Origin of the sequence: Thermasporomyces composti, from assembly GCF_003386795.1 — a bacterium.
Classification (GTDB): domain Bacteria; phylum Actinomycetota; class Actinomycetes; order Propionibacteriales; family Actinopolymorphaceae; genus Thermasporomyces; species Thermasporomyces composti.
Genome location: NZ_QTUC01000001.1, coordinates 20,986 through 40,111 on the forward strand (window position 1 = coordinate 20,986; position 19,126 = coordinate 40,111).

Consider the following 19,126-nt stretch of genomic DNA (forward strand, 5'->3'; position numbering starts at 1 on the left):
AGGTGAGGGCTGGGCCGATCTCCTCGGGCCAGGCGCCGGCCTCAGGTCAGGGAGGGAGGGGCCGGACCACGAGGTCCGGGCACGCACTTCTGGACTCACGGGGGAGTGGCGTGCCCGGTCTTACGTGGGCGTGTCTCGCTCAGGCGGACTTCCGGCGTACCACGTCGAGGACGAACGCCTGGATCGTTGCCTCGTCCCGCCAGCTGTCGTACCGGCCGGACGGGCCGCCGTGACCCGCGCCGAGCTCGGTCTTCAACAGCACTGGCCCACCGCCGGTCATGCGGTCCCGCAGCCGCGCCACCCACTTCGCCGGCTCCCAGTAGCTGACGCGGGGGTCGTTGAGACCGGCGGTGACGTAGATCGCGGGGTAGCGACACGTGGCGACATTGTCGTAGGGCGCGTAGGACTTCATCACCTCGTAGATGTCGGGGTCCTCCAGCGGGTTGCCCCACTCGTCCCACTCGCGCACCGTCAGCGGTAGCGACGGGTCGAGGATCGTGTTCAGCGTGTCGACGAACGGCACCTCCGCGACGGCGGCCGCGAACAGGTCCGGACGCATGTTGAGCACCGCGCCGATCAACAGCCCGCCGGCCGAGCCGCCCCGGATGGCCAAGCCGTCCTTCGTCGTCCAACCCTGTGCGATCAGATGCTCGGCGCAGGCGATGAAGTCGGTGAAGGTGTTGGTCTTCTCCTTCTTCTTCCCGTGCTCGTACCAAGCCCGGCCCAGCTCGCCACCGCCGCGCACGTGCGCGATGGCGAACGCCACACCTCGGTCGAGCAGGGACAGGCGCAGGGTCGAGAAGTAGGGGTCGATGGAGTGCTCGTAGGAGCCGTAGCCATAGAGCAGCAACGGCCCGCCCGCGGGACGGTCGTCCCGCCAGACCAGCGAGATCGGCACCTTCGTGCCATCCGGCGCCGTCGCCCATTCCCTCGCCGAGCGGTACCGCGACAAGTCCACGTTGAGCACCGGCTGCTGCTTGCGCAGCGTCCGCTCGTCGGTGCGCAGGTCGACGTCGATCGTGGAGTTCGGCGTCGTGAGCGAGGTGTACTCGATCCGCAGCACGTGCGTGTCGAACTCCCGGTTGACGCCCACGTGCACGGTGTAGATGGGCTCGTCGAACCGCAGCCGGCGCCGCGGCCCAAGCGTCACCGGCTCCAGCGGCACCGACAACCGCGCGTCACGCCGCACGTCCTGCCCCTGGAGGTCGATGATGTCGAGCTCGGTACGCCCATCGGCGCGCAGGGACACCACGAGGTGATCGGCGAACGCGTCCACCGCGGCAATGCGGACGCCCGGCTGGTGGGGAATGACCGTCGTCCACCGCTCCGGGCCGAAGTCATCCACCGGAGCCTGCGCGAGCCGGAAGTCCGGTCCTTCGTCGTTGGTGACGATCAGGAACCGGTCACCGTGGTGCTCCAGGGTGTACTCGATGCCCGGCCGGCGCGGTGCCACCACCTGCCAGGTGCCCTCCGGGTCGTCGGCCCGCAGGACCCGCAGCTCGCTCGACTCGGCCGCGTGGGCGCTCAGCACCAACCACTGCCGAGACCGGGTGCGGCCCACGCCGAGGTAGAACGCCTCGTCCTCCTCGGTGTACACGCAGACGTCCTCGGACTGGGCGGTACCGAGTCGGTGACGCCACACCTTCCACGGCCGGTGGGCGTGATCGAGCGTGGTGTAGAAGAGGTATCGCTCGTCGGCCGACCACACCGCGCCGTAACCGGTGGGCTTGATCACGTCCGGCAGCAGCTCGCCGGTCCGCAGGTCCTTGATCCGAAGCTCGAACTCCTCGCTGCCGTTGGTGTCGGTCGAGTACGCCAGAAGGTTGCCGGTGGGAGAGACCGACAATGCGCCGAGGCCGAAGTACTCGCTGCCCTCGGCCTCCTTGTTGCAGTCGAGCACGATCTCCTCGTCGCCGCCGCCGATCGGACGGCGCGCGAAGATCGCGTACTGCAGGCCTTCTTCCGTACGGGTGTAGTACTCCCACGCGCCGTCCTTGGCGGGAACGTCCTCATCGGTCTCCTTGATCCGCGAGCGGTACTCGGCGAACAGCTCCTCGCGCAGACCGCCGAGGTGGGCCAGCATCTGCTCGGTGTAGGCGTTCTCCGCCTCGAGGTGCGCTCGGACGGCGGGGTTCTCCCGATCACGCAGCCACGCGTACTCGTCGACCCGCTCGTCGCCGTGGTGCCGGTGGACCGTGGGACGCTGCTCAGGACGGGGCGCGCTCAGCATGCCGATGACCTTACCCGGCGTCGTCGCGGCGACGATCGCGGTGGGCGGGAGGGAGGAGCGGATCCCGCGTCCCGGCGAGACCCGTCCGATGGCTCCCAGCTGCCCTCCGACGATCCTCCGCCCTCCGACCGCCCTCCGGCAATCCCGCGACACCGGAGGAGCGAGGGGGAGGAGTCGTGGACCGTGTCGTGCATCAGGTCTGATGCAGCTATGATGCACCTGTGCGCACCACCGTCGACCTGCCGCCCTCGGTCCACCGCCGCGCGCGGGAGCTCGCGCGTCAACGAGGCACGTCGCTCTCGGCAGTGATCGCCGACTTGACGATTCGAGGGCTCGCGGCGCTCGACGAGCCGGTCACGGTGAGGACAGACCCGGTCAGTGGGCTGCCCGCGATCACGCTGGGGCGCACCGTCACCTCCGCGGACGTCGCTGCGGCGCTGGACGACGAGTGACGGCGCCGTACCTTCTCGACACCAACGCGCTCATCGCGTTGGTGATCGCCGACCACGAGCACCACCAGCGGGTTGCCACGTGGGCGAGGGGAGTGGCGCGGATCGCGGTGTGCCCGATCGTCGAGGGCGGCTTGCTCCGTTTCCTGATCCGGATCGGGGAGTCGACGGCGACCGCCACCGCTCTGCTCGCCGCGCTCGCTGACGCGGACCGGTGCGAGTTCTGGGCCGACTCAATCTCCTACGTCGACGTGACGTTGGACCACGTCCACGGACACCGCCAGGTGACCGACGCCTACCTCGCCGCGCTCGCGGCGAGCAGGGGAGCGCGACTCGCCACGCTTGACGAGGGGCTCGCCGCAGCGCTGCCCGACCAGGTGCTGCTCATTCCGTAGTGGACGCCGGCGTTCCGGCCGCAAGCAGCCGCTCCGCCAGCACCCGACAGCGCCGTGCGAGCTCCGCCGGCTCCAGCACCGTGAAGGCGTAGCCCAAGGCGGCCATGTGCACGAGCAGCAGGTCGAGGTCGTCAGCCCCGCTGATCACCTCGCACTGGAGCGATCCGCGCTCTCGCACCGCGGCCGCCGAGGCTGGTATCCGCGCTCGCACGACGGCGGCCGGTGCCTCCACGAGGAAACGGGCCTGATGTCGGTAGACCCGGCTCGCGACGCCCTCCTGGACGTAGGAAGCCGCATCCGGCGCCGCACGCGGACGGAACCGCCACGTCCGAGCCACCACCGCGGTCATCCGGTCGACTCGGAACGTCCGCCAGTCGTCGCGGTCGAGGTCGTAGGCGAGCAGGTACCAACGCCTGTCCGAGGCGACCAGGCGGTAGGGCTCGACCCGACGCTGGTGCCGCTCGTTCCCCCGCGGGTAGTCGAAGCTGACCTCCACCTCGTCCCGGCAAGCCCGCGCCAGCGTGAGGAGGACCGTGGGGTCCACGGGCGTGCGACCTCCGCCGAACGACTCCACCGACCCGGCCAGGGTGCGGACCTGGTGCCGGAGCCGAGCCGGCAGCACCCGATCGAGCTTGGTCAGCGCTCGAAACGCCGCGTCGCCGGCACCCGCCACCGCGTCGCCGGAACCCGTGAGCAGCGCGAGCGCTGTCGCGATCGCCTCGTCGTCGTCCAGGAGCAACGGCGGCAGGTCACGCCCCGAGCCGAGCTGGTAGCCACCTCCGACGCCCTGGCTGGCGTGCACCGGGTAGCCGAGCGCCCGGAGCCGCTCGACGTCACGCCGAACCGTGCGAGGCGTGACCCCGAGCCGCTCAGCGAGCTCAGGGGCGGTCCACACCCGCCGACGTTGCAGCAGCCCGAGGAGGGCGAGCACCCGCTCGGTCGTACCCCGCCGCTCACCACCGCCCGACACCCGACCACTCTGCCAGAGATAGAGGACCGAACCTGTCCGCATTCGGTGCCAAGGTGGCCGTCATGACTGACAGGAACGTCGACTGGAACCGGGCCCTGCGGGAGCAGTGGGAGTTCCACTGGAACAGCCAGCTTCGCCGTCGTCTCGAAGGGCTTACCGACGAGGAGTACTTCTGGTCACCGGTGCCCGACGCGTGGAGCGTGCGGCCGCGCGGCACCTCGACGGCCCCGGTACAGGCCGGTGTGGGGGAGTTCACGATCGACCACGCGCTCCCCGAGCCGGTGCCGCCGCCCTTCACCACGATCGCCTGGCGGCTCGGTCACGTCATCGTCGGCGTGCTCGCCGTCCGCAACGCGGCCCACTTCGGCGCCCCGCCGGCGTCGTACGAGACCTGGGAGTACGCCGGCACCGCGGCGGAGGCGCTCCACCAGCTCGAGACGCAGCTCGACGTGTGGCTCACCGGGGTACGCGGTCTCGGTGAGGACGGGCTCGCGGTCCCGGTCGGCGAGAAGGAGCCGTACCCGGAGGCGCCCATGGCCGACCTGGTCCTCCACATCCACCGGGAGCTGATCCACCACCTGTCCGAGGTCTGCCTGCTCCGCGACCTCTACCTCCACTCGAGGGGAGGAACCCGATGAGCCGTGAGGTCCAGATCACCGTCGACTGCCACGACCCGGCGCGACTGTCGGCCTTCTGGCGGGAGGTCCTGGGCTACGTCCATCCCGCCCCGCCCGGTGTCGACCTGCCCGACGGCGCCGACCCGCTCGCCGCGTGGGACGAGTTCCTCGAGCGCATGGGCGTACCGGAGGACAAGCGCAACGAGAGGTCGGCCATCGAGGACCCGGAAGGGCGCGGCCCACGGCTGTTCTTCCAAAAGGTGCCAGAGGGCAAGACGGCCAAGAACCGCTTGCACCTGGACGTGCGGGTGGATCCCGGCCTGTCCGGAGAGGAGCGGATGGCGGCGCTGGAGACCGAGTGCGAGCGGCTCGTCGCGCTGGGAGCGACCAGGCTACGCCGCCACGAGCCCGAGCCGCCGTTCAGTGCCGGTTTCATCGTCATGGCGGATCCCGAGGGCAACGAGTTCTGTCTCGACTGAAGCCTGTGTCGAGCGAGGGCGCCGGCAGTTCACGGGAGCTCCGGCGGGCGGCCGGTGCGGTACCGCACCTGTCTCACCGGCCGATGCGCCGACTGCCACGATGGGTGGTATCCAGCTGGCCGGACGTTGAGGAGTACGCGGGTGACCCACAGGCTGCCGGACGAGTTCGTGGCTCGGCTGCGAGACGTCCTCGGGGACGAGCTGCCCGACTTCGTGGCCGCCGCCAGCCAGCCACACGTCCGTGGTCTTCGCCGCAACGCCCGCAAGGTCTCGGCCGACCAGCTCGACGCCGTCCTCGGCGTTCCGCTCGAACCCGTACCGTGGTGCGAGACCGGGTTCCGGCTGCCTGGTGGGACGCCTCTCCGGCTGGGCGATCACCCGGCCCACCGGGCTGGTCTGTTCTACCTGCAGGAGCCGTCGGCGATGAGCCCGGCGGAGATCCTGGCGCGTGGCCTCGCGGAGAGGGGACCCGGGGCGGCGGTGATCGACCTGGCGGCGGCGCCGGGCGGCAAGACCACCCGGCTCACCGAGCTGGTCGGCCCCGACGGCGTCGTGGTGGCGAACGAGGTCGAACGGAGCCGGCTCGGGGCGCTGCACCAGAACCTCGACCGCTGGGGCGCTGCCAACGTCGTGACGTGCAGCCGGCCGATCGCCGACCTAGCTCGGCTCGCGCCGGCGAGCTTCGACGGGGTGCTGCTCGACGCGCCGTGCACGGGTGAGGGCATGTTCCGCCGCGACCCGGAGGCGATCCGGCACTGGAGCGTCGCCGCCGTGCACGGCTCGGCGCGCCGCCAGGCGAGACTGCTCGCCGAGGCTGGCAAGCTCGTGGCTCCCGGTGGCGTGCTCGTCTACAGCACCTGCACCTTCGCCGTGGAGGAGAACGAGGAGCGGATCGCCGCGTTCGTCGCTGACCACCCCGGGTGGACGATCGAGGACTGCACGCAGGGATTCGCCAGGGGACGACGCGTGGGGGATGCGCCGACCGACCGAACCGCCCGGCTCTGGCCGCATCGACTGGCCGGCGAAGGCCACTTCGTCGCGCTGCTGCGGCGGGACGCCACGCCCGAGCCTGCCGCAGAGGCGGCCGGACGAGAGCGGCGTCGGCGGGCCCGCCAGCCAAAGCCGGAGCCGGCCGCCGCGTCCTGGCGCGCGTTCGCGAAGGCGACGGTTCCCGAGCTCGTCGACCTGCCGATCGTCGTTCGCGGTGACCGTGTGTTCGCGCGGCCTGCCACACCCTCTGGTCTGCCTGACGATGTGCTCACCCGGCCGGGCCTTCCGCTCGGTCGGGCCCGACCCGGCAGGTTCGAGCCCGCGCAGGCGCTGGCCGGCTACCTCGACGCGGATCGGGTCGTCGAGGCGCGTGACTGGACACCGGACGACCCGCGGTGGCACGCCTACGTCAGCGGAGCCGAGATCCCCGACACCGGTCCGGATGGGTGGGTTCTGGTCTGCGCGTACGGCTGGGGCGTCGGTTGGGCCCGCAGGCGCGGGAACCAGCTGAAGAACTTCCTGCCTCAGGCGTTGCGCAGCCAGCCGGATCGGGCGCCGAAGGCTCGTCGAGCCGCGACCCTCGACGAGCGGTGACTCGCGTCCACGGGTGTTCGTCCAGAGGCCCTGAGGGCAAGACCGTCAAGAAGCGCTTGCGCCTCGACGCGTGGTGGGCGTTCCGGGCCTCCGGGAACGAGCTGCGCGGGAGGTCCGTGCGAACGCCTCGTCGCGCTGGGCGGGTGCTCTAGCATCGGCCGCACGTCACACGAAGGGGCTCATGTGATGGCAGTGCGGGCGATCGACCTGCAAGTGGACGACGTGCCGGCGGCGACACGAATGCTGGCCGCGGCGTACGGGTGGTCGTCCTGGCGGACGGCCCGAACGTCGGTGAGCTGGACGCAGGTGGTCTCCGCGTGATGCTGACATCGACGGGACGATCCGGCAGTTCTAGCCCCCTCGATAAAGCGCCGATAATCGACATTATGTCAACTAGCCTCCGGGGAGGCCTCCGAACGGAGGCCTCATCCCGCTCTCCCAGCCGGCCCGCGCGCGGTCGTCGCTCTCGCGGCGCCGATCCCCGCGAACGGCTGGCGCACGTCGCCACCGCCGCCCACACCTGTCGTGTGTGCATGGGTCGGCACGTCGTGACGCCCACACGAGTCGCTGGTGAGACACGCCCGTGAGCGCAGACGGCACCGTGAGCTAAGACAGCATGCGAGCCGCGCGGAGATCGAACGTTGGTGCCTCGGCGGGCTGGAAGCCCGGCGCCTGGCTGCGAGGCGGCCGTGTCGAGGTGCGTGCCGTCGAGCACATCGAGCACAGCACCCGCCGCCGTCGCACGGTGTCGCTGGGCTGCCGACTCGTCCCCGGCGAGGCGAGCGGTCTCGGCGAACCGATGATCCATGTCGTGTAATAGGCAATCCACGACGTGGTATGGTTCCGCGCCATGGCGCGACCAAGATCATCGTCGGAGGTGACCGTCGAGGCCGCGACACTGGAGTACCTGGAGATCCTCGAGCGTCGCGTGGCCCGAGCCCAGCTCAGCCCCACCACCCTACTCGCCTACCGACGCGACCTCACCGAGTTCACCACTCTCCTCGGCCCGGACAAGGCCCTCGACGAGATCGAGCCGGACGACCTGGAAGTCGCGCTGACCACCCTCGCCAAGTCTCCGGACCGCCGCTACACCAAGGGCCTCAAGATCGCCGAGGACGGCTCCACTCCCCCTGGTCGCGGCCCACACTCACTGGCTCGCTGGTTCGCCGCCGTTCGCGGGCTGTTCCGCTGGGCCACCGACAAGGGGTACGTCCAGGTCGACCCGACGACCAGGGTCAGCCCGCCCCGTGTCCCCAAGCGAGCGGCGGGCGCGCGGATCGGACTCCAGCTCGACGAGGCGCTCACGCTCCGCTCCTCGCCGGCGAGCCTCCCACGCGAGGCGCTTCGGGCCGACCAGCGGTTGACCTTGCGGGACGAGGCGATCCTGCGCCTGCTCGTGGAGTCCGGACCTCGGGTGTCGGAGGTGTGTGGCGCCAACCGCAGCGACGTCCGTGTACACGAGGAGACCGGCACGCCGGTCCTGCACGTGCGCGGCAAGGGGGGCAAGAGCCGCGACCTGCCTCTCTCGAAGGCCACGCTCACGGCGATCGAGCGCTACTTGGCCGAGGAGCGACCTCCTCCCCCTACACCGAGAACGGACGACCGTGCCGAGCGCATCAAGGTGCAAGACGCCGCGAACGCATTGTTCGTCACCATCCGTGGCCGACGGCTCTCCCCGCGCGACGTCCAACGCATGGTGGAGCGCTACACCCGCCAGTTCCTCGGCCGCCGGGCCACACCTCACTCGCTCCGCCATACCGCGCTGACCATCCTGGCCAGGGCCGGCGTCGACATCGCCACCGTCGCGCAGATCGCGGGACACTCCAACCTCTCCACCACCTCCGTCTACATGGACGACTCCATGAGCGCGGCCGTCGAAGCCATCGCTCGCTCCCCCCTCGCCGGTGACTAGCACGGTCCGGTGGTCCACCAGGAGTACGGGGCACGAGGTTGGCCTGAGGTGGTTCGCTCCTCAGCCGTCGAGCAGCCGCCACGCGGTGAGAGCGAGTCGCGCCCGGGTGAGTCCAGTGGCCTCGGTGAGGTCGACATCGAAGGCCTTCCCGAGCCGGTCGAGCCGTCGAGAAACACTGCTGTGGTGCAGGTGGAGAAGCTCAGCGGCGCGCCGCAGGGACCCGGTCTCGCAGTAGGCCTCCAGGGTCTCGAGATCCTCGGCGCTCTCGGCGACCCGTGTGACCGCGGCCACGTCGGCGTTGCCTCGGACGGCGTCCGGCGGAACCTGGGCGAGCAGCGCGAGCGCACCCAGGTCGTCGTAGTGCACGACCGGCTGGCGCGACGTGGCGAAACGGAGAGCGGTACGCGCTTCCCGCCACGATCGGTCAGGGCTGTCGGCGGCGCCGATGCCGGCGCGCACCCCGGCCGGGAAACGGGTCCGGTCAACGGTCGTCGCGAGGATGACGCCCACACCGGCGAACGTCGCCACCTTCACCGGCCGGGCCGGGCACACCGCGCCGGCCACCTGGCTGAGCGGAAGCCGCGATCGTACGGCGAGGACGCGGACGGGCAGGTCGGCGGGGAAACCCAGGAGCCGTAGCGCCCGGGCTCGTGCCGCCTCGTCGCTGTCGGCGCTGATGACGAGCTCGACCAGGGCGGGGTCGGCCATGGAGGTGCGGGCCGGACCGTACCTCTCGACGACCGCCGCGACGGCGATGGCGAGCCGGTCCAGCATCACCTCGTCGAGCGGGTTCGGTGCGCCAGGGCGTTCCAGCCACACCGTGCCGATCTCCTCGTCGTCGAGCGTGATCGGTGTCGTGAGGGACGCCGGCGCCGGCGGCGAGGCCGCCGGTCGACCGTCGGGTGCCATGCGGATCGCGCGCTCCGAGCTGTGGAGGCGAATCCCAGCCACGCACGCGGCCAACCCCGCGGAGGCCCTCGCGAGCGCCGGGAGATCCACCCGTCGGCGCATCATCGTGTCGTAGAACATGACGATGCGGACCGCACCCTCGACGTGCGAGTCCAGCTGCGACAGCCGTCGGGCCAGGGCCTCCATGCGAGGAGGATAGGCGACGCTTGGCGCGAGATCCGCCTCGAGCATCCGACGGCCGGCGGCTGATCCCGGGGCGGTCGACGGCGAGGATGTCGACATGGACCCCGAGCTCGAAGCCTTCATCCCCTTCTTTCCCGAGCTGGACCTGACGGACCCGGTCGCCGCTCGCGCGACGGCCGCGGCGCTGTCGGCCTCCGCTCCAGCGCTGGACATCTCGGGTATGGAGGTCGAAGACCGCACGGTGCCCGCCGACCCAAACGTGCCAGTGCGGATCTATCGCCCACGGCTCGCCCAGGGCGCGGTCGTGTGGCTGCACGGCGGCGGCTGGGTCATGGGCGACCTCGACTCCGAGCATCCGTGGGCGGCCCGGCTCGCCGACGGCTCCGGCGCGGTGGTGATCTCGGTGGGGTACCGGCTGGCACCCGAGAACCCGTTCCCGGCCGCTCTGGACGATGCCTACGCCGCCTTGACGTGGGTGTTCGAGCATGCCGCTGACCTCGGCATCGACCCGGACCGGATCGCGGTCGGAGGCCACAGCGCCGGTGGAGGACTAGCGGCTGGCGTGGCGTTGCGGGCGCGTGACGAACAGGGCCCACCGATCCGCTTCCAGCTGCTCAACCAGCCCGCACTTGACGACCGACAGACGACCTGGTCGGCGCGACACTTCACCGACACGCCGTGGATGACCCGCGACAGGATCGCCGTGGCGTGGCGCCACTACCTGGGCTCCGCGCCCGCGTCGGCGTATGCCGCCCCGGCCCGGGCCGTCGACCTGTCCGGCCTGCCGCCTGCGTACATCGCGACCGCGGAGTTCTGTCCGAACCGCGACGAGGACATCCAGTACGCGCTTCGCCTGCTCCAGGCGGGCGTGTCGGTCGAGCTGCACCAGTGGCCCGGCACCTTCCACGGGTCGCAAGCGATCGTGTCGGCCGAGGTGTCCCAGCGGCAGATCGCCGAGCTCGGCGCGGTGCTGCGTCGGGCCCTCGCGGCGTGAAGACACGAGGGCCCGTGGACGGAGAACGGCTCCGTCATAGCCACCTGATCAGAGAAAGGACCGATTTCGTGAGGATTCGACGGATGGCATGTGCGGGCGTCGCCACGCTGAGTATCGGTGCCGGCGTGGCGGGCGCGGTCCCGACGCCCGACTCCGCGGAGGCCGCGCCGGCTCGCGGCGCGAGTCCGTCGTCCAGCCTCGACCCGGCGACGCTGGCGTCCGCCCTCGACGGTGTGCACCGTGCGGGGATGCCAGGCATCTACGCCGAAGTACGTGGTGCCGGCCGGGTGTGGCGCGGTGCCTCCGGGATCGCGGACCTCAGCACCGGCCGGCCCGTCCGGCCCGACATGCGGCAACGCGTCGGCAGCATCACCAAGACCTTCACCGCCGCCGCGATCATGCAGCAGGTCGAGAAGGGCCGGATCGAGCTTGACGCGCCGATCGGCCGCTACCTGCCACACCTCGTCCCCGGGGAGCGCGGCCAGAAGATCACCATCCGGATGCTGCTCAATCACACCAGCGGCATCCCCGAGTACCTTCCCTCTGCGTTCCCCTCACTCGCCGCGTGGCCGTCCCTACCGGACATGTCACCGGCCAGCCTGGACGACAACCGGTTCCGGCAGTTCGACCCAACCGAGCTGGTCAGGATGGGCCTCTCGGCGCCCGCCGGCGAGCCGGGCAGCACACCGGGGGTGTACTCCAACACCAACTACCTGATCCTCGGCCTACTCCTGGAGAAGGTCACCGGCACCACGGCCGAGGAGTACATCACCACGAACGTCATCGAACGGGCCGGGCTCCGGCACACCGAGTTCCCGACCAGGCCGCGGATCAAGGGGCCGCATTCGCGGATGTACGAGGCGTTCTTCGGTCTGATCGACCCGCCGCGCGACTACAGCGTCTACAACATGTCCTGGGTCACGGTGGGGGCCGGGCTGGTCTCGACCATGGAAGACCTCAACCGCTTCTACGCTCAGTTGCTCGCCGGCGAGATCGTCAGCCGGTCGTCGCTGGCGGAGATGACGCGCACGGTCCCGGTCATCAGTCAGGAAGGTGAGCTGATCGAGTACGGTCTCGGCCTGAGAAGGGTCACAACGGACTGCGGCACCTTCTGGGGCCATGACGGCTCCGTGTGGGGCGCTCTCACCGTGTCCTGGACACGGGACGACGGCGGGCGGCAGCTGTCGGTCGCGATGAACCTCGTGCGATGGAACCGTCCTGATGCCTCGGGCGTCCCGCAGGCCCATCCCATCGACGAGGCCCTGGCGACCTTCCAGCAGCAGGCGATGTGCGGGGACGCAAGCAGACAGGCCGGGTGAGCACGAGCCGTGCTCACTCCCCCAACGCTCCGAGCCGGGGCAGGACGGGGTGGGGGCGCTACGACCGTCCGGATTCGACTGGTTGCGGCGTAGCGCTCCCTCCCCCTGCGGAGTGCCCTGCGTCGCTGACCGGCCTGAGACTCGATCGACCAACCACCCCCGACCGGCCTTTCCGGAGTCGCTCACGAGTCGACGGTGAGCTGCAAGCAAGGTCGTGCCAGCCCGAGTCGATGCCCGGCCGGTAGGTGTCGTCAGACCCCTGGCAGCGGGCACTCGACCAGCGAGGATGGAGGTGTTGCCGGCCGGCTCTCTGTGCATGTGGGCTCGAGGATGGCGACAGCCCTACACCGATCGTTGAGAGGCCTCCATGCGTGAGCCCGATCCCGCCCGGGAGTCGGCCGAATACCGAGACGCTCGCGAAGAGCTACGGCGAGCCGAGGTCGAGCTGATGCTCCACCGCGAACGCGTCGCCGAGCTCCGTCGCCGTCTGCCGCCCGGCCCGAGGGTCGAGGACTACGTGTTCGAGGAAGGACCCACGGACCTGTCGGCCGGCGACGAGCCGGTGACGACCGTCCGGCTGAGCGAGCTCTTCACCGGTCCTGGACGCGACCTCGTGATCTACCACCTCATGGATGGCACATGGCAGACCGAGCCCTGTCCGACGTGCACGATGTGGGTCGACGGGATCAACGGCGTGGCTCCCCATCTCGCGCAAACCGTCGATGTCGCGATCGTCGCCACGGCCGACCTTCCGGTGCTTCGCGCTCAGGCCCGGCGTCGGAACTGGACGAACGTGCGTCTGCTCAGCGCCCGGCGGAGCACCTTCAAGCGTGACCTCGGCAGCGAGGACGCCGACGGCATACAGGACTCCGCGGTGTCCGTGTTCTACCGCGACGACGACGGATTGGTGCGCCACTTCTACACCGTCCATCCCCAGATCTCCGGCGGGGTCGAGGGACGCGGCACGGACTTGCTCAGCCTGGTCTGGCAGATCCTGGACCTGACCCGCGGCGGTCGAGGCCACTGAGTGCCTCCCGCGCCGCGTTGAGGACACCCGCCCCTGAGGAAGACTGCATTGACCCGTTCCGTCGGCCCGGTCAGAGTGTCCCGCTTTCCTTGGTGAACAGCCGGAGCTTGGCGAAGAAGTCCTCGAAGAGGAAGCGGGAGTCGATCGACTCGTAGACGCGAATGGGCCGATGGGTCACGCTGAAGTCGTACTCGCCCTCGGCGGTGAATCCGGGCGCCGGTCGCTCGACGTACCGCCCGCATTGGGGGTTGAGCATGACGCCGACCGCAGGTGAGTCGCCGAGGCAGCGGTACTCCATCGGCCGCCCGGCCCACGTCTCGTTGAACTCCACGAGCTGCCGCACCAGGTACTCGCCGATCTTCCCGCACGGCGCGACCTTCGCGTCGAGCTCGGCGTAGCTCACCGCCGTCATGACGTACGTCGACATCGGGATCTGCCAGAGCTTGATCTGCGAGCCGAAGACGACACTCGCGGCGCGGATGTCGTTGGACAGGTTGAACTCCGGGTGGTAGGCCGGTGGTCCGTCGTAGGGCGGCCCACCGATCCACACCACCGTCACGTCCTTCTCGGCGATCCGCGGTTCCATGAGCAACGCGGACGCCATGTCGGTGAGCGGACCGAAGAATGCCACGAACAGCGGATCGTCGTCCGATCGCATCGCCTCCTCGATGATGAGCTCCGCGCCCGGAGAAGGCACAGGAGTCTTGTGATCGGGCAATGCGTAGGGCGCGCCGTTCTCCACTCGCACCTGGTCGGTGAGGTCCATCAGCCGCAGGATCAGGTCGACCTCCTCGCGGCTGTCGAGCATGCTGCGCTCGCTGCGCCCGGGCCGGAAGCCGAAGTGCGCGGGGATGATGCCTCGCAGGTCGAAGCTCGGCGACAGCAGGGCGTGCACGATCGCGAACTGGTCATCCGCTTCATTCTTGGCGTCGGTGTCGATGATGACCCTGCGCCGCAAGGCCAGACGGCGGCTCGAGTAGGACGGCACGACAGCCCTCCGCTCTTCGGCCACGTGACGACGCGGACACCCGGACGCTAAGGGGACGTGCTCAGGGGGTCAAGGGAGACGGCTGGCGGATACCGGCCGCGACGCACGACCGCGCGGGTCACTCCGTGCTCGACGTCGTCGACCCTGGCTGACCCAGGGGCGGACCGTGGTCGCGTGGATGCTCTGGTGAGGTGGACGCCCGGTGCACCTCAGTAGAAGTGGCGCAACCGTGGCCAGAGTGTCGACCACGGTTCGACCGTCCCCGAGCACAGCGCGACCACACTGCCCTGCTCCTCGTTGTCGACCCCCACACCGTTGTCGACTCGGGCGACCTCCCGGCAGCCGGTGAAGAACCGCTCCGCGCCTCGGCCGCCCGCTTGCCGCACCAGGAGCACCGGTCCGTCGGCGGAGTCCGGCGGTGGCCCCCAGTCGGCGTAGCTCATGTGACCGGAGTACGCCGCCGGCAGGCCATGGTCGGGGCCGTAATGGTCGATGGCGCCCGCCTGTCCGTAGTTCTGGGTGAACACCACCGCTCGCCGTCGGTCCTGCGCGGGAATCTCGGCCCATCCACGCGCGACCGCGGCGACGAGTCGTGGCCAGCCGATCTGCTCCCCCTGCTCCTTGTTGATGGGGTTGACCACGGAGACATCGGCAGGCGGAAGCACCGGCAGGGCCACCACGGCCGACGTGACGGCCGCCGCTGCGAGGCCCGCACCGAGCAGGAACGCGCGACGTCCCCGCCGCGTCCAGGCGGCGACGGTCTCACCACCGGCCGCCATGATGACGATGAGCAGCGGCAGCGCGTAGTAGGGCTTGCCACCAACGAGCAGCACCAGGACGGCGAGTACCGGATACGCCCACGCGATCGGCCGGGCCCAGCGCATCGCTGGGTCGCGCCACAGCCGGACGAAGCCGGCGACCCAGACCGGTGCGAGCAGCGGCGAAAGCTGCAGGATCTGCATGGGGACGAACAGGAGGCGGTTCTCCGCGCCGTCGTCGGAGCTGATCCCGCCTGCGACACGGAGCTGGGGCCAGTCGTGGGTGGCCTGCCACCACAGGGTCGGTCCAGCCACCGCCACGCCCACGACGACACCAACGGCCAGCCAGCCACTGCGCAGCACCCGTCGCTGCTCCGTCACCAGCAGCGCCACGAGCACCGCCACGAGCAACAGAGCGACGAGGAACTTGTTGAGGAGGCTGACTCCCACGGCGACGCCGATCGGCACCCACCAGCGGCCATCACCGGTGCGCAGGAGGCGGAGCAGGAGCCAGCAGATCGTCACCCAGGCCAGCAGGTCGAAGGTCGCGGTGGACACCATGTGCCCCAGGCCGAGGACGAACCCCGCTACCGCCGTGCACCAGGCGGCGATCGCCTGCCCCCAGCGGCCGGCGCCGAGCTCGCGCGCCACCAGCACGACGACGACCACCGTGACGACGGAGGCGAGTGTCGCCACCACCCGCAGGCCGGCCGGCGTGTCGCCGAACAGAGCCGCCGCAACCCCGGTGAGGAACGGCGTCAGCGGTGGTTGGTCCACGTACCCCCACGCCAGGTGGCGGCTCGCGGCCAGGAAGTAGAGCTCGTCGCGGTGGAACCCGTAGCGACCGGAGACCGCGGTCAGGACACCCGCGAGGACGACCGCCACCAGCGCGACCGGTCCCGTCGCGAAGGGTGCCAGCCTGTTCGCCTGTCCCTCGGCGTTTCGTGACCGACTCTCCGGCACACGCGTGCCAGACGCAAGCGGGCCTTCGAAAGCAGCGTCCGCGCTGGCACGGTCCATGGGACGTCCTCTGGCCATCGGTGGGACGAGTCGCCTGACTATACAGAGGTTCGAGGAGAGGGACATCCCTTTTCGGATCGCCGCGCCACCGCCCCTCGGTGTCCGCTTACCATGTGCTGTGCCTTCTCCGACGCTCATCGTGGTCAGCGGCCCGCCCGGGGCCGGCAAGACCGTGCTCGCACACGAGCTGGCCCGAGCCATCGGATGTCCAGCGATCTGCCGGGACGAGATCAAGGAAGGCATGGTTCACGCCCACCCCGGATTCGTCCCAGGCCCAGGCGATGAGCTCACCAAGCGGACCACGGCCACGTTCTTCGACGTGCTCGAGCTGCTGCTCCGCGCGGGGACGACGGTGGTCGCGGAGGCCGCGTTCCAGGACAAGGTGTGGCGGCCGCGCCTGGAGCCGCTGGCCGACCTGGCCGACATCCGCATCGTCCACTGCGTCGTCGACGCGTCCGTGGCCTACGCCCGACGCGTCCGCCGCCTCGAGGAGGATCCGCGCCGGGCCGCGCACGCCGACCACGACTCCCTGCGTGGTGGCTTCGAGCAGGTCAAGGCGAGCCACGAGGCGTTCGTCCCGGTGTCGCTGCCCGTCCCGTCGATCACCGTCAACACGACGGACGGGTACGACCCGGAGCTGGCCGAGATCGTCGAGTTCGTGACCTCCCCCCGCCCAGCGGCGTCACGCTGACTCGAGGCCGGCGTCGTCGGACTCGCTCTCGGTCGGACGAACGCCGGTCGGCGGGGACCGACGTCCGCCCGCGCTACCAGCCCGCCGGCAGGGTCGGGCGCCGCTCGACGAGGATGATGCCGCGCACGATCGCCTCCTTGTAGAGGGCGGCGAGTCGACCGGTGAGCACGAGCTCCCGCGGGCTGTCGTCAGGGCGGACGAACTGGATGAGCCCGTCGCGTCGCCCGAGGCTGATGCACTGGAACGCGTAACGGAAGCGCACCGGGCGTGGTGTCCGGCCGGCGAGCCGGTCGGCCAACGCACGCATGGCCTGCTGTGCGGTGGGCAGCCCGGTGGCGCAGGCCATGCGGAGCTCCTGACCGTCCGGTCGCCGGATGGCCGCGGCGTCACCAACCCCGTAGACGTCGGGGTGCGAGACCGAACGCAACGTCTCGTCAACGACCATCCGACCGTGGTGGTCGACCGCCAGACCCGCGTCACGGGCCAACGTCGGGACCCGAAAACCAGCGGTCCAGATGACGGTGTCGGCCGGGAGGTGATGATCGTCGGCGAGCACCACACCGTCGGCTCGGACCTCCGTCACGCGTGCGTTCTCTCGCACGTCGACCCCGAGGCGAGACAGCGCCCGCCGCAGGTGCCGCTGGCCACGCTGAGACAGCGTCTCGCCGAGGACGCCGTTCGTCACCAACCGCACCTTGAGGTCGGGCCGTGACTCGGCCAGCTCCGCCGCGGTCTCGATCCCGGTCAGACCACCGCCGACGACGGTGACGCTCTGGGCGTCGACGAGGTGGTCACGGAGCCGGACCGCCTGGTCGTACGTGGCGACGGAGTAGGCATGCTCCGCTGCACCCGGCACGCTGTCGAGGTCGGCCAGGCTGCCCGCGGCGTAGACGAGGATGTCGTAGCTCACCGGCTCCTTCTCCAGCGCCAGGTGGAGCTTCTTGGCCTCAGGGTCGATGGCTTTCACCTGGTCGACGACGAGCTCCACCCCGCTGCCGTCGAGCAGATCGCGAAGCGGCAGGTCACGCAGCTGTTGGCCGGCGACGAGCTGGTGCAGACGGACGCGCTCCACGAACCGGTCGTTGTCGTTGATGAGGGTCACGGTGGCGTCGGTCCACTTCGCCGCGAGCTTGGCGGCGACAACCCCGGAGTAGCCACCGCCCACGACCATCAGACGTGTCATCTCTGACTCCTCCCGCCTGATCCCAAGCCCGACCGGATGCTAAGTCGTGACCTGGACACCGCGTCATGGCCGAGGTCACAGCGATCTGGAAGGCTCGTGGGGTAGACGGTGGACGCGAATGGCCCTGATCCGGCCCTGGCGGTACGGGTCGTCCATGGCGCGCCACCGTCGGTTCACGTCGCCGTACGGCTGGTGCGGAGATGCAGGTCCAGGTCGCCAGCCCGAGTTGGGTCAGCGACGTCTCGATGGCGCGTCGAGTGTTGTCCTGGGCCCGGCGATCCTGGTGCCCACAGCGTGGTTGGCGACCGGCGTCCGAGCCCGACGACGCCCACCCGGACCCTCAGGGCAGCCGAAAGACTGGCCGGTGCATCATCACGTCGTGCTCACCCGGGCGTCGAGAGTCCCGCACCCACGTGGCCGTGCCCAGCACTGGCACACCGCCGACGACGATCTTCGAGCCTTCGTCGACAAGACCGTGACAGAGCTGGCGAACGTGCTCGGTGACCGCCTCACCGCGGTGACGGTGCACGGCTCGCTGGCGGCCGGCTGCTTCTACCGAGCGAAGAGCGACGTGGACCTCCTGGTCGTGGTCGACCGCCGGCTGAGCGCGCCGGATCGGGACCGGGTGGCTCGTACTCTGGCGGCCGTCTCGGCCGGTCGTCCCATCGTCGGCGACCTCGAGGTGTCCGTCCTGGCCAGCGAGCACGCTCAGACGTTCCGTCACCCGAGCCGGTTCGAGGTGCACTACTCCTCCATGTGGAGGGACGCGATCGTCGACGGCCGGGTCGATCACACGGTCGACCGCACCGACGAGGATCTCGCCGCCCATGTGACGGTGGCGCGGGCACGCGGCGTGCCGCTCTACGGGCCACCACCACGCGAGGTCTTCGGCTGTGTCCCTCTGGAGGCGTACTGGGAGTCGATCAGGTCCGACGTCGCCTGGGCGCTGGACGGCGACCACCTGCTCGAGTCCCCGTTCTACGGCGTGCTCAACGCGTGCCGCATGCTTCTGACCCTCGATGTGGGCGTGGAGCGGGCGTCCGCGGCCGCGTACAGCAAGGAGGAAGGCGGCACGTGGGCGCTGACGCACGTGCCGCCGGAGCACCGTCCGCTCATCGAGCAGGCCCTGGCCTGTTACCGCTCCGACCGTGCCGTGACACCGGACGAACGTCGCACCGACGGGCACGCCTGGGACGCCGACGCGCTCCGGGCGTTCCGTGACTACGTGCGGTGCCGACTTTCCGTTTGAGGCCGAGGCCTCGAGGCACACGGTCGCGACGAGTGCGCCCCATCCCCGGCCTGGACTCCGAACGGTCAGATCGACCGGCTGCCGTCTGTCACGCGGACTGCGACCAAGTCGTCACCAAGACGGGTAACAACGTCCGTGACTGCTCGACAGTCATCCATGCGAGGGCTCC

At 70.3% G+C, this 19,126-nt stretch carries 18 protein-coding genes; 12 read left to right on the forward strand and 6 right to left on the reverse strand.

Annotation, left to right across the window (positions count from 1 at the left end):
* Positions 1-139 precede the first annotated feature (139 nt).
* On the reverse strand, positions 140-2,230 hold the full coding sequence (locus DFJ64_RS00090) for a S9 family peptidase (RefSeq protein ID WP_115851686.1): 2,091 nt from the start codon (positions 2,228-2,230) through the stop codon (positions 140-142).
* A gap of 221 nt (positions 2,231-2,451) precedes the next feature.
* Between DFJ64_RS00090 and DFJ64_RS00095 the strand changes: the two genes are divergently transcribed.
* Complete coding sequence (locus DFJ64_RS00095) at positions 2,452-2,682, forward strand: hypothetical protein (RefSeq protein WP_115848581.1); 231 nt, start codon at positions 2,452-2,454, stop codon at positions 2,680-2,682.
* Positions 2,679-3,074: a TA system VapC family ribonuclease toxin gene (locus DFJ64_RS00100; protein ID WP_115848582.1), complete on the forward strand. Its 396-nt coding sequence runs from the start codon at positions 2,679-2,681 to the stop codon at positions 3,072-3,074. Before DFJ64_RS00095 ends, DFJ64_RS00100 begins: the two co-directional genes overlap by 4 nt.
* Here the strand turns inward: DFJ64_RS00100 and DFJ64_RS00105 are convergent.
* The gene (locus DFJ64_RS00105; protein WP_115848583.1) at positions 3,064-4,086 is read right to left on the reverse strand and encodes a helix-turn-helix transcriptional regulator; all 1,023 of its coding nucleotides are present in this window, start codon (positions 4,084-4,086) and stop codon (positions 3,064-3,066) included. The two genes, DFJ64_RS00100 and DFJ64_RS00105, sit on opposite strands and share 11 nt — an antisense overlap.
* Before the next feature lie 20 nt (positions 4,087-4,106).
* Here DFJ64_RS00105 and DFJ64_RS00110 point away from each other — a divergent pair, with 20 nt between their 5' ends.
* The 5 genes from DFJ64_RS00110 to DFJ64_RS00125 all read left to right on the forward strand — a co-directional run bounded on the left by DFJ64_RS00110 (position 4,107) and on the right by DFJ64_RS00125 (position 8,636).
* The gene (locus tag DFJ64_RS00110) at positions 4,107-4,682 is read left to right on the forward strand and encodes a DinB family protein (protein WP_115851687.1); all 576 of its coding nucleotides are present in this window, start codon (positions 4,107-4,109) and stop codon (positions 4,680-4,682) included.
* Positions 4,679-5,140: a VOC family protein gene (locus tag DFJ64_RS00115; RefSeq protein WP_115848584.1), complete on the forward strand. Its 462-nt coding sequence runs from the start codon at positions 4,679-4,681 to the stop codon at positions 5,138-5,140. Before DFJ64_RS00110 ends, DFJ64_RS00115 begins: the two co-directional genes overlap by 4 nt.
* Before the next feature lie 141 nt (positions 5,141-5,281).
* Positions 5,282-6,724: an RsmB/NOP family class I SAM-dependent RNA methyltransferase gene (locus DFJ64_RS00120; protein WP_147304550.1), complete on the forward strand. Its 1,443-nt coding sequence runs from the start codon at positions 5,282-5,284 to the stop codon at positions 6,722-6,724.
* Between the two features lie 186 nt (positions 6,725-6,910).
* Entirely contained in the window at positions 6,911-7,045 is a 135-nt protein-coding gene (locus DFJ64_RS20025; RefSeq protein ID WP_281268472.1) for a hypothetical protein, read from the forward strand.
* Positions 7,046-7,574: 529 nt separating this feature from the next.
* Positions 7,575-8,636 (forward strand): tyrosine-type recombinase/integrase, encoded by a 1,062-nt coding sequence (locus DFJ64_RS00125; RefSeq protein WP_115848586.1) that lies wholly within the window; start codon positions 7,575-7,577, stop codon positions 8,634-8,636.
* Between the two features lie 60 nt (positions 8,637-8,696).
* On the opposite strand, the gene DFJ64_RS00130 is transcribed toward DFJ64_RS00125, so the two are convergent.
* Positions 8,697-9,731: a PucR family transcriptional regulator gene (locus tag DFJ64_RS00130; protein ID WP_115851688.1), complete on the reverse strand. Its 1,035-nt coding sequence runs from the start codon at positions 9,729-9,731 to the stop codon at positions 8,697-8,699.
* A 94-nt stretch (positions 9,732-9,825) separates the two neighbouring features.
* Here DFJ64_RS00130 and DFJ64_RS00135 point away from each other — a divergent pair, with 94 nt between their 5' ends.
* The 3 genes from DFJ64_RS00135 to DFJ64_RS00145 all read left to right on the forward strand — a co-directional run bounded on the left by DFJ64_RS00135 (position 9,826) and on the right by DFJ64_RS00145 (position 13,068).
* Complete coding sequence (locus DFJ64_RS00135) at positions 9,826-10,722, forward strand: alpha/beta hydrolase (RefSeq protein ID WP_115848587.1); 897 nt, start codon at positions 9,826-9,828, stop codon at positions 10,720-10,722.
* A gap of 83 nt (positions 10,723-10,805) precedes the next feature.
* Complete coding sequence (locus DFJ64_RS00140) at positions 10,806-12,041, forward strand: serine hydrolase domain-containing protein (protein ID WP_115848588.1); 1,236 nt, start codon at positions 10,806-10,808, stop codon at positions 12,039-12,041.
* Between the two features lie 367 nt (positions 12,042-12,408).
* Positions 12,409-13,068 (forward strand): DUF899 family protein, encoded by a 660-nt coding sequence (locus DFJ64_RS00145; RefSeq protein WP_115848589.1) that lies wholly within the window; start codon positions 12,409-12,411, stop codon positions 13,066-13,068.
* Positions 13,069-13,138: 70 nt separating this feature from the next.
* On the opposite strand, the gene DFJ64_RS00150 is transcribed toward DFJ64_RS00145, so the two are convergent.
* Together DFJ64_RS00150 and DFJ64_RS00155 are read right to left on the reverse strand one after the other, a co-directional pair.
* A complete protein-coding gene (locus tag DFJ64_RS00150; protein ID WP_115851689.1) occupies positions 13,139-14,056 on the reverse strand; it encodes a nucleoside hydrolase in 918 nt (305 codons plus the stop codon).
* A 209-nt stretch (positions 14,057-14,265) separates the two neighbouring features.
* The gene (locus tag DFJ64_RS00155) at positions 14,266-15,699 is read right to left on the reverse strand and encodes an ArnT family glycosyltransferase (RefSeq protein WP_245940857.1); all 1,434 of its coding nucleotides are present in this window, start codon (positions 15,697-15,699) and stop codon (positions 14,266-14,268) included.
* Positions 15,700-15,952: 253 nt separating this feature from the next.
* Here DFJ64_RS00155 and DFJ64_RS00160 point away from each other — a divergent pair, with 253 nt between their 5' ends.
* Positions 15,953-16,525, forward strand: coding sequence for a P-loop nucleotide/nucleoside kinase family protein (locus tag DFJ64_RS00160; protein WP_245940858.1), 573 nt, complete (start codon positions 15,953-15,955; stop codon positions 16,523-16,525).
* Between the two features lie 73 nt (positions 16,526-16,598).
* Here DFJ64_RS00160 and DFJ64_RS00165 read toward each other — a convergent pair whose 3' ends face one another.
* Positions 16,599-17,708, reverse strand: a complete 1,110-nt coding sequence (locus DFJ64_RS00165) for an NAD(P)/FAD-dependent oxidoreductase (protein WP_115848592.1) — start codon at positions 17,706-17,708, stop codon at positions 16,599-16,601.
* A gap of 379 nt (positions 17,709-18,087) precedes the next feature.
* On the opposite strand from DFJ64_RS00165, the gene DFJ64_RS00175 reads away from it, so the two are divergent.
* A complete protein-coding gene (locus tag DFJ64_RS00175) occupies positions 18,088-18,957 on the forward strand; it encodes an aminoglycoside adenylyltransferase domain-containing protein (RefSeq protein ID WP_115848593.1) in 870 nt (289 codons plus the stop codon).
* The last annotated feature ends 169 nt before the right edge of the window (positions 18,958-19,126 follow it).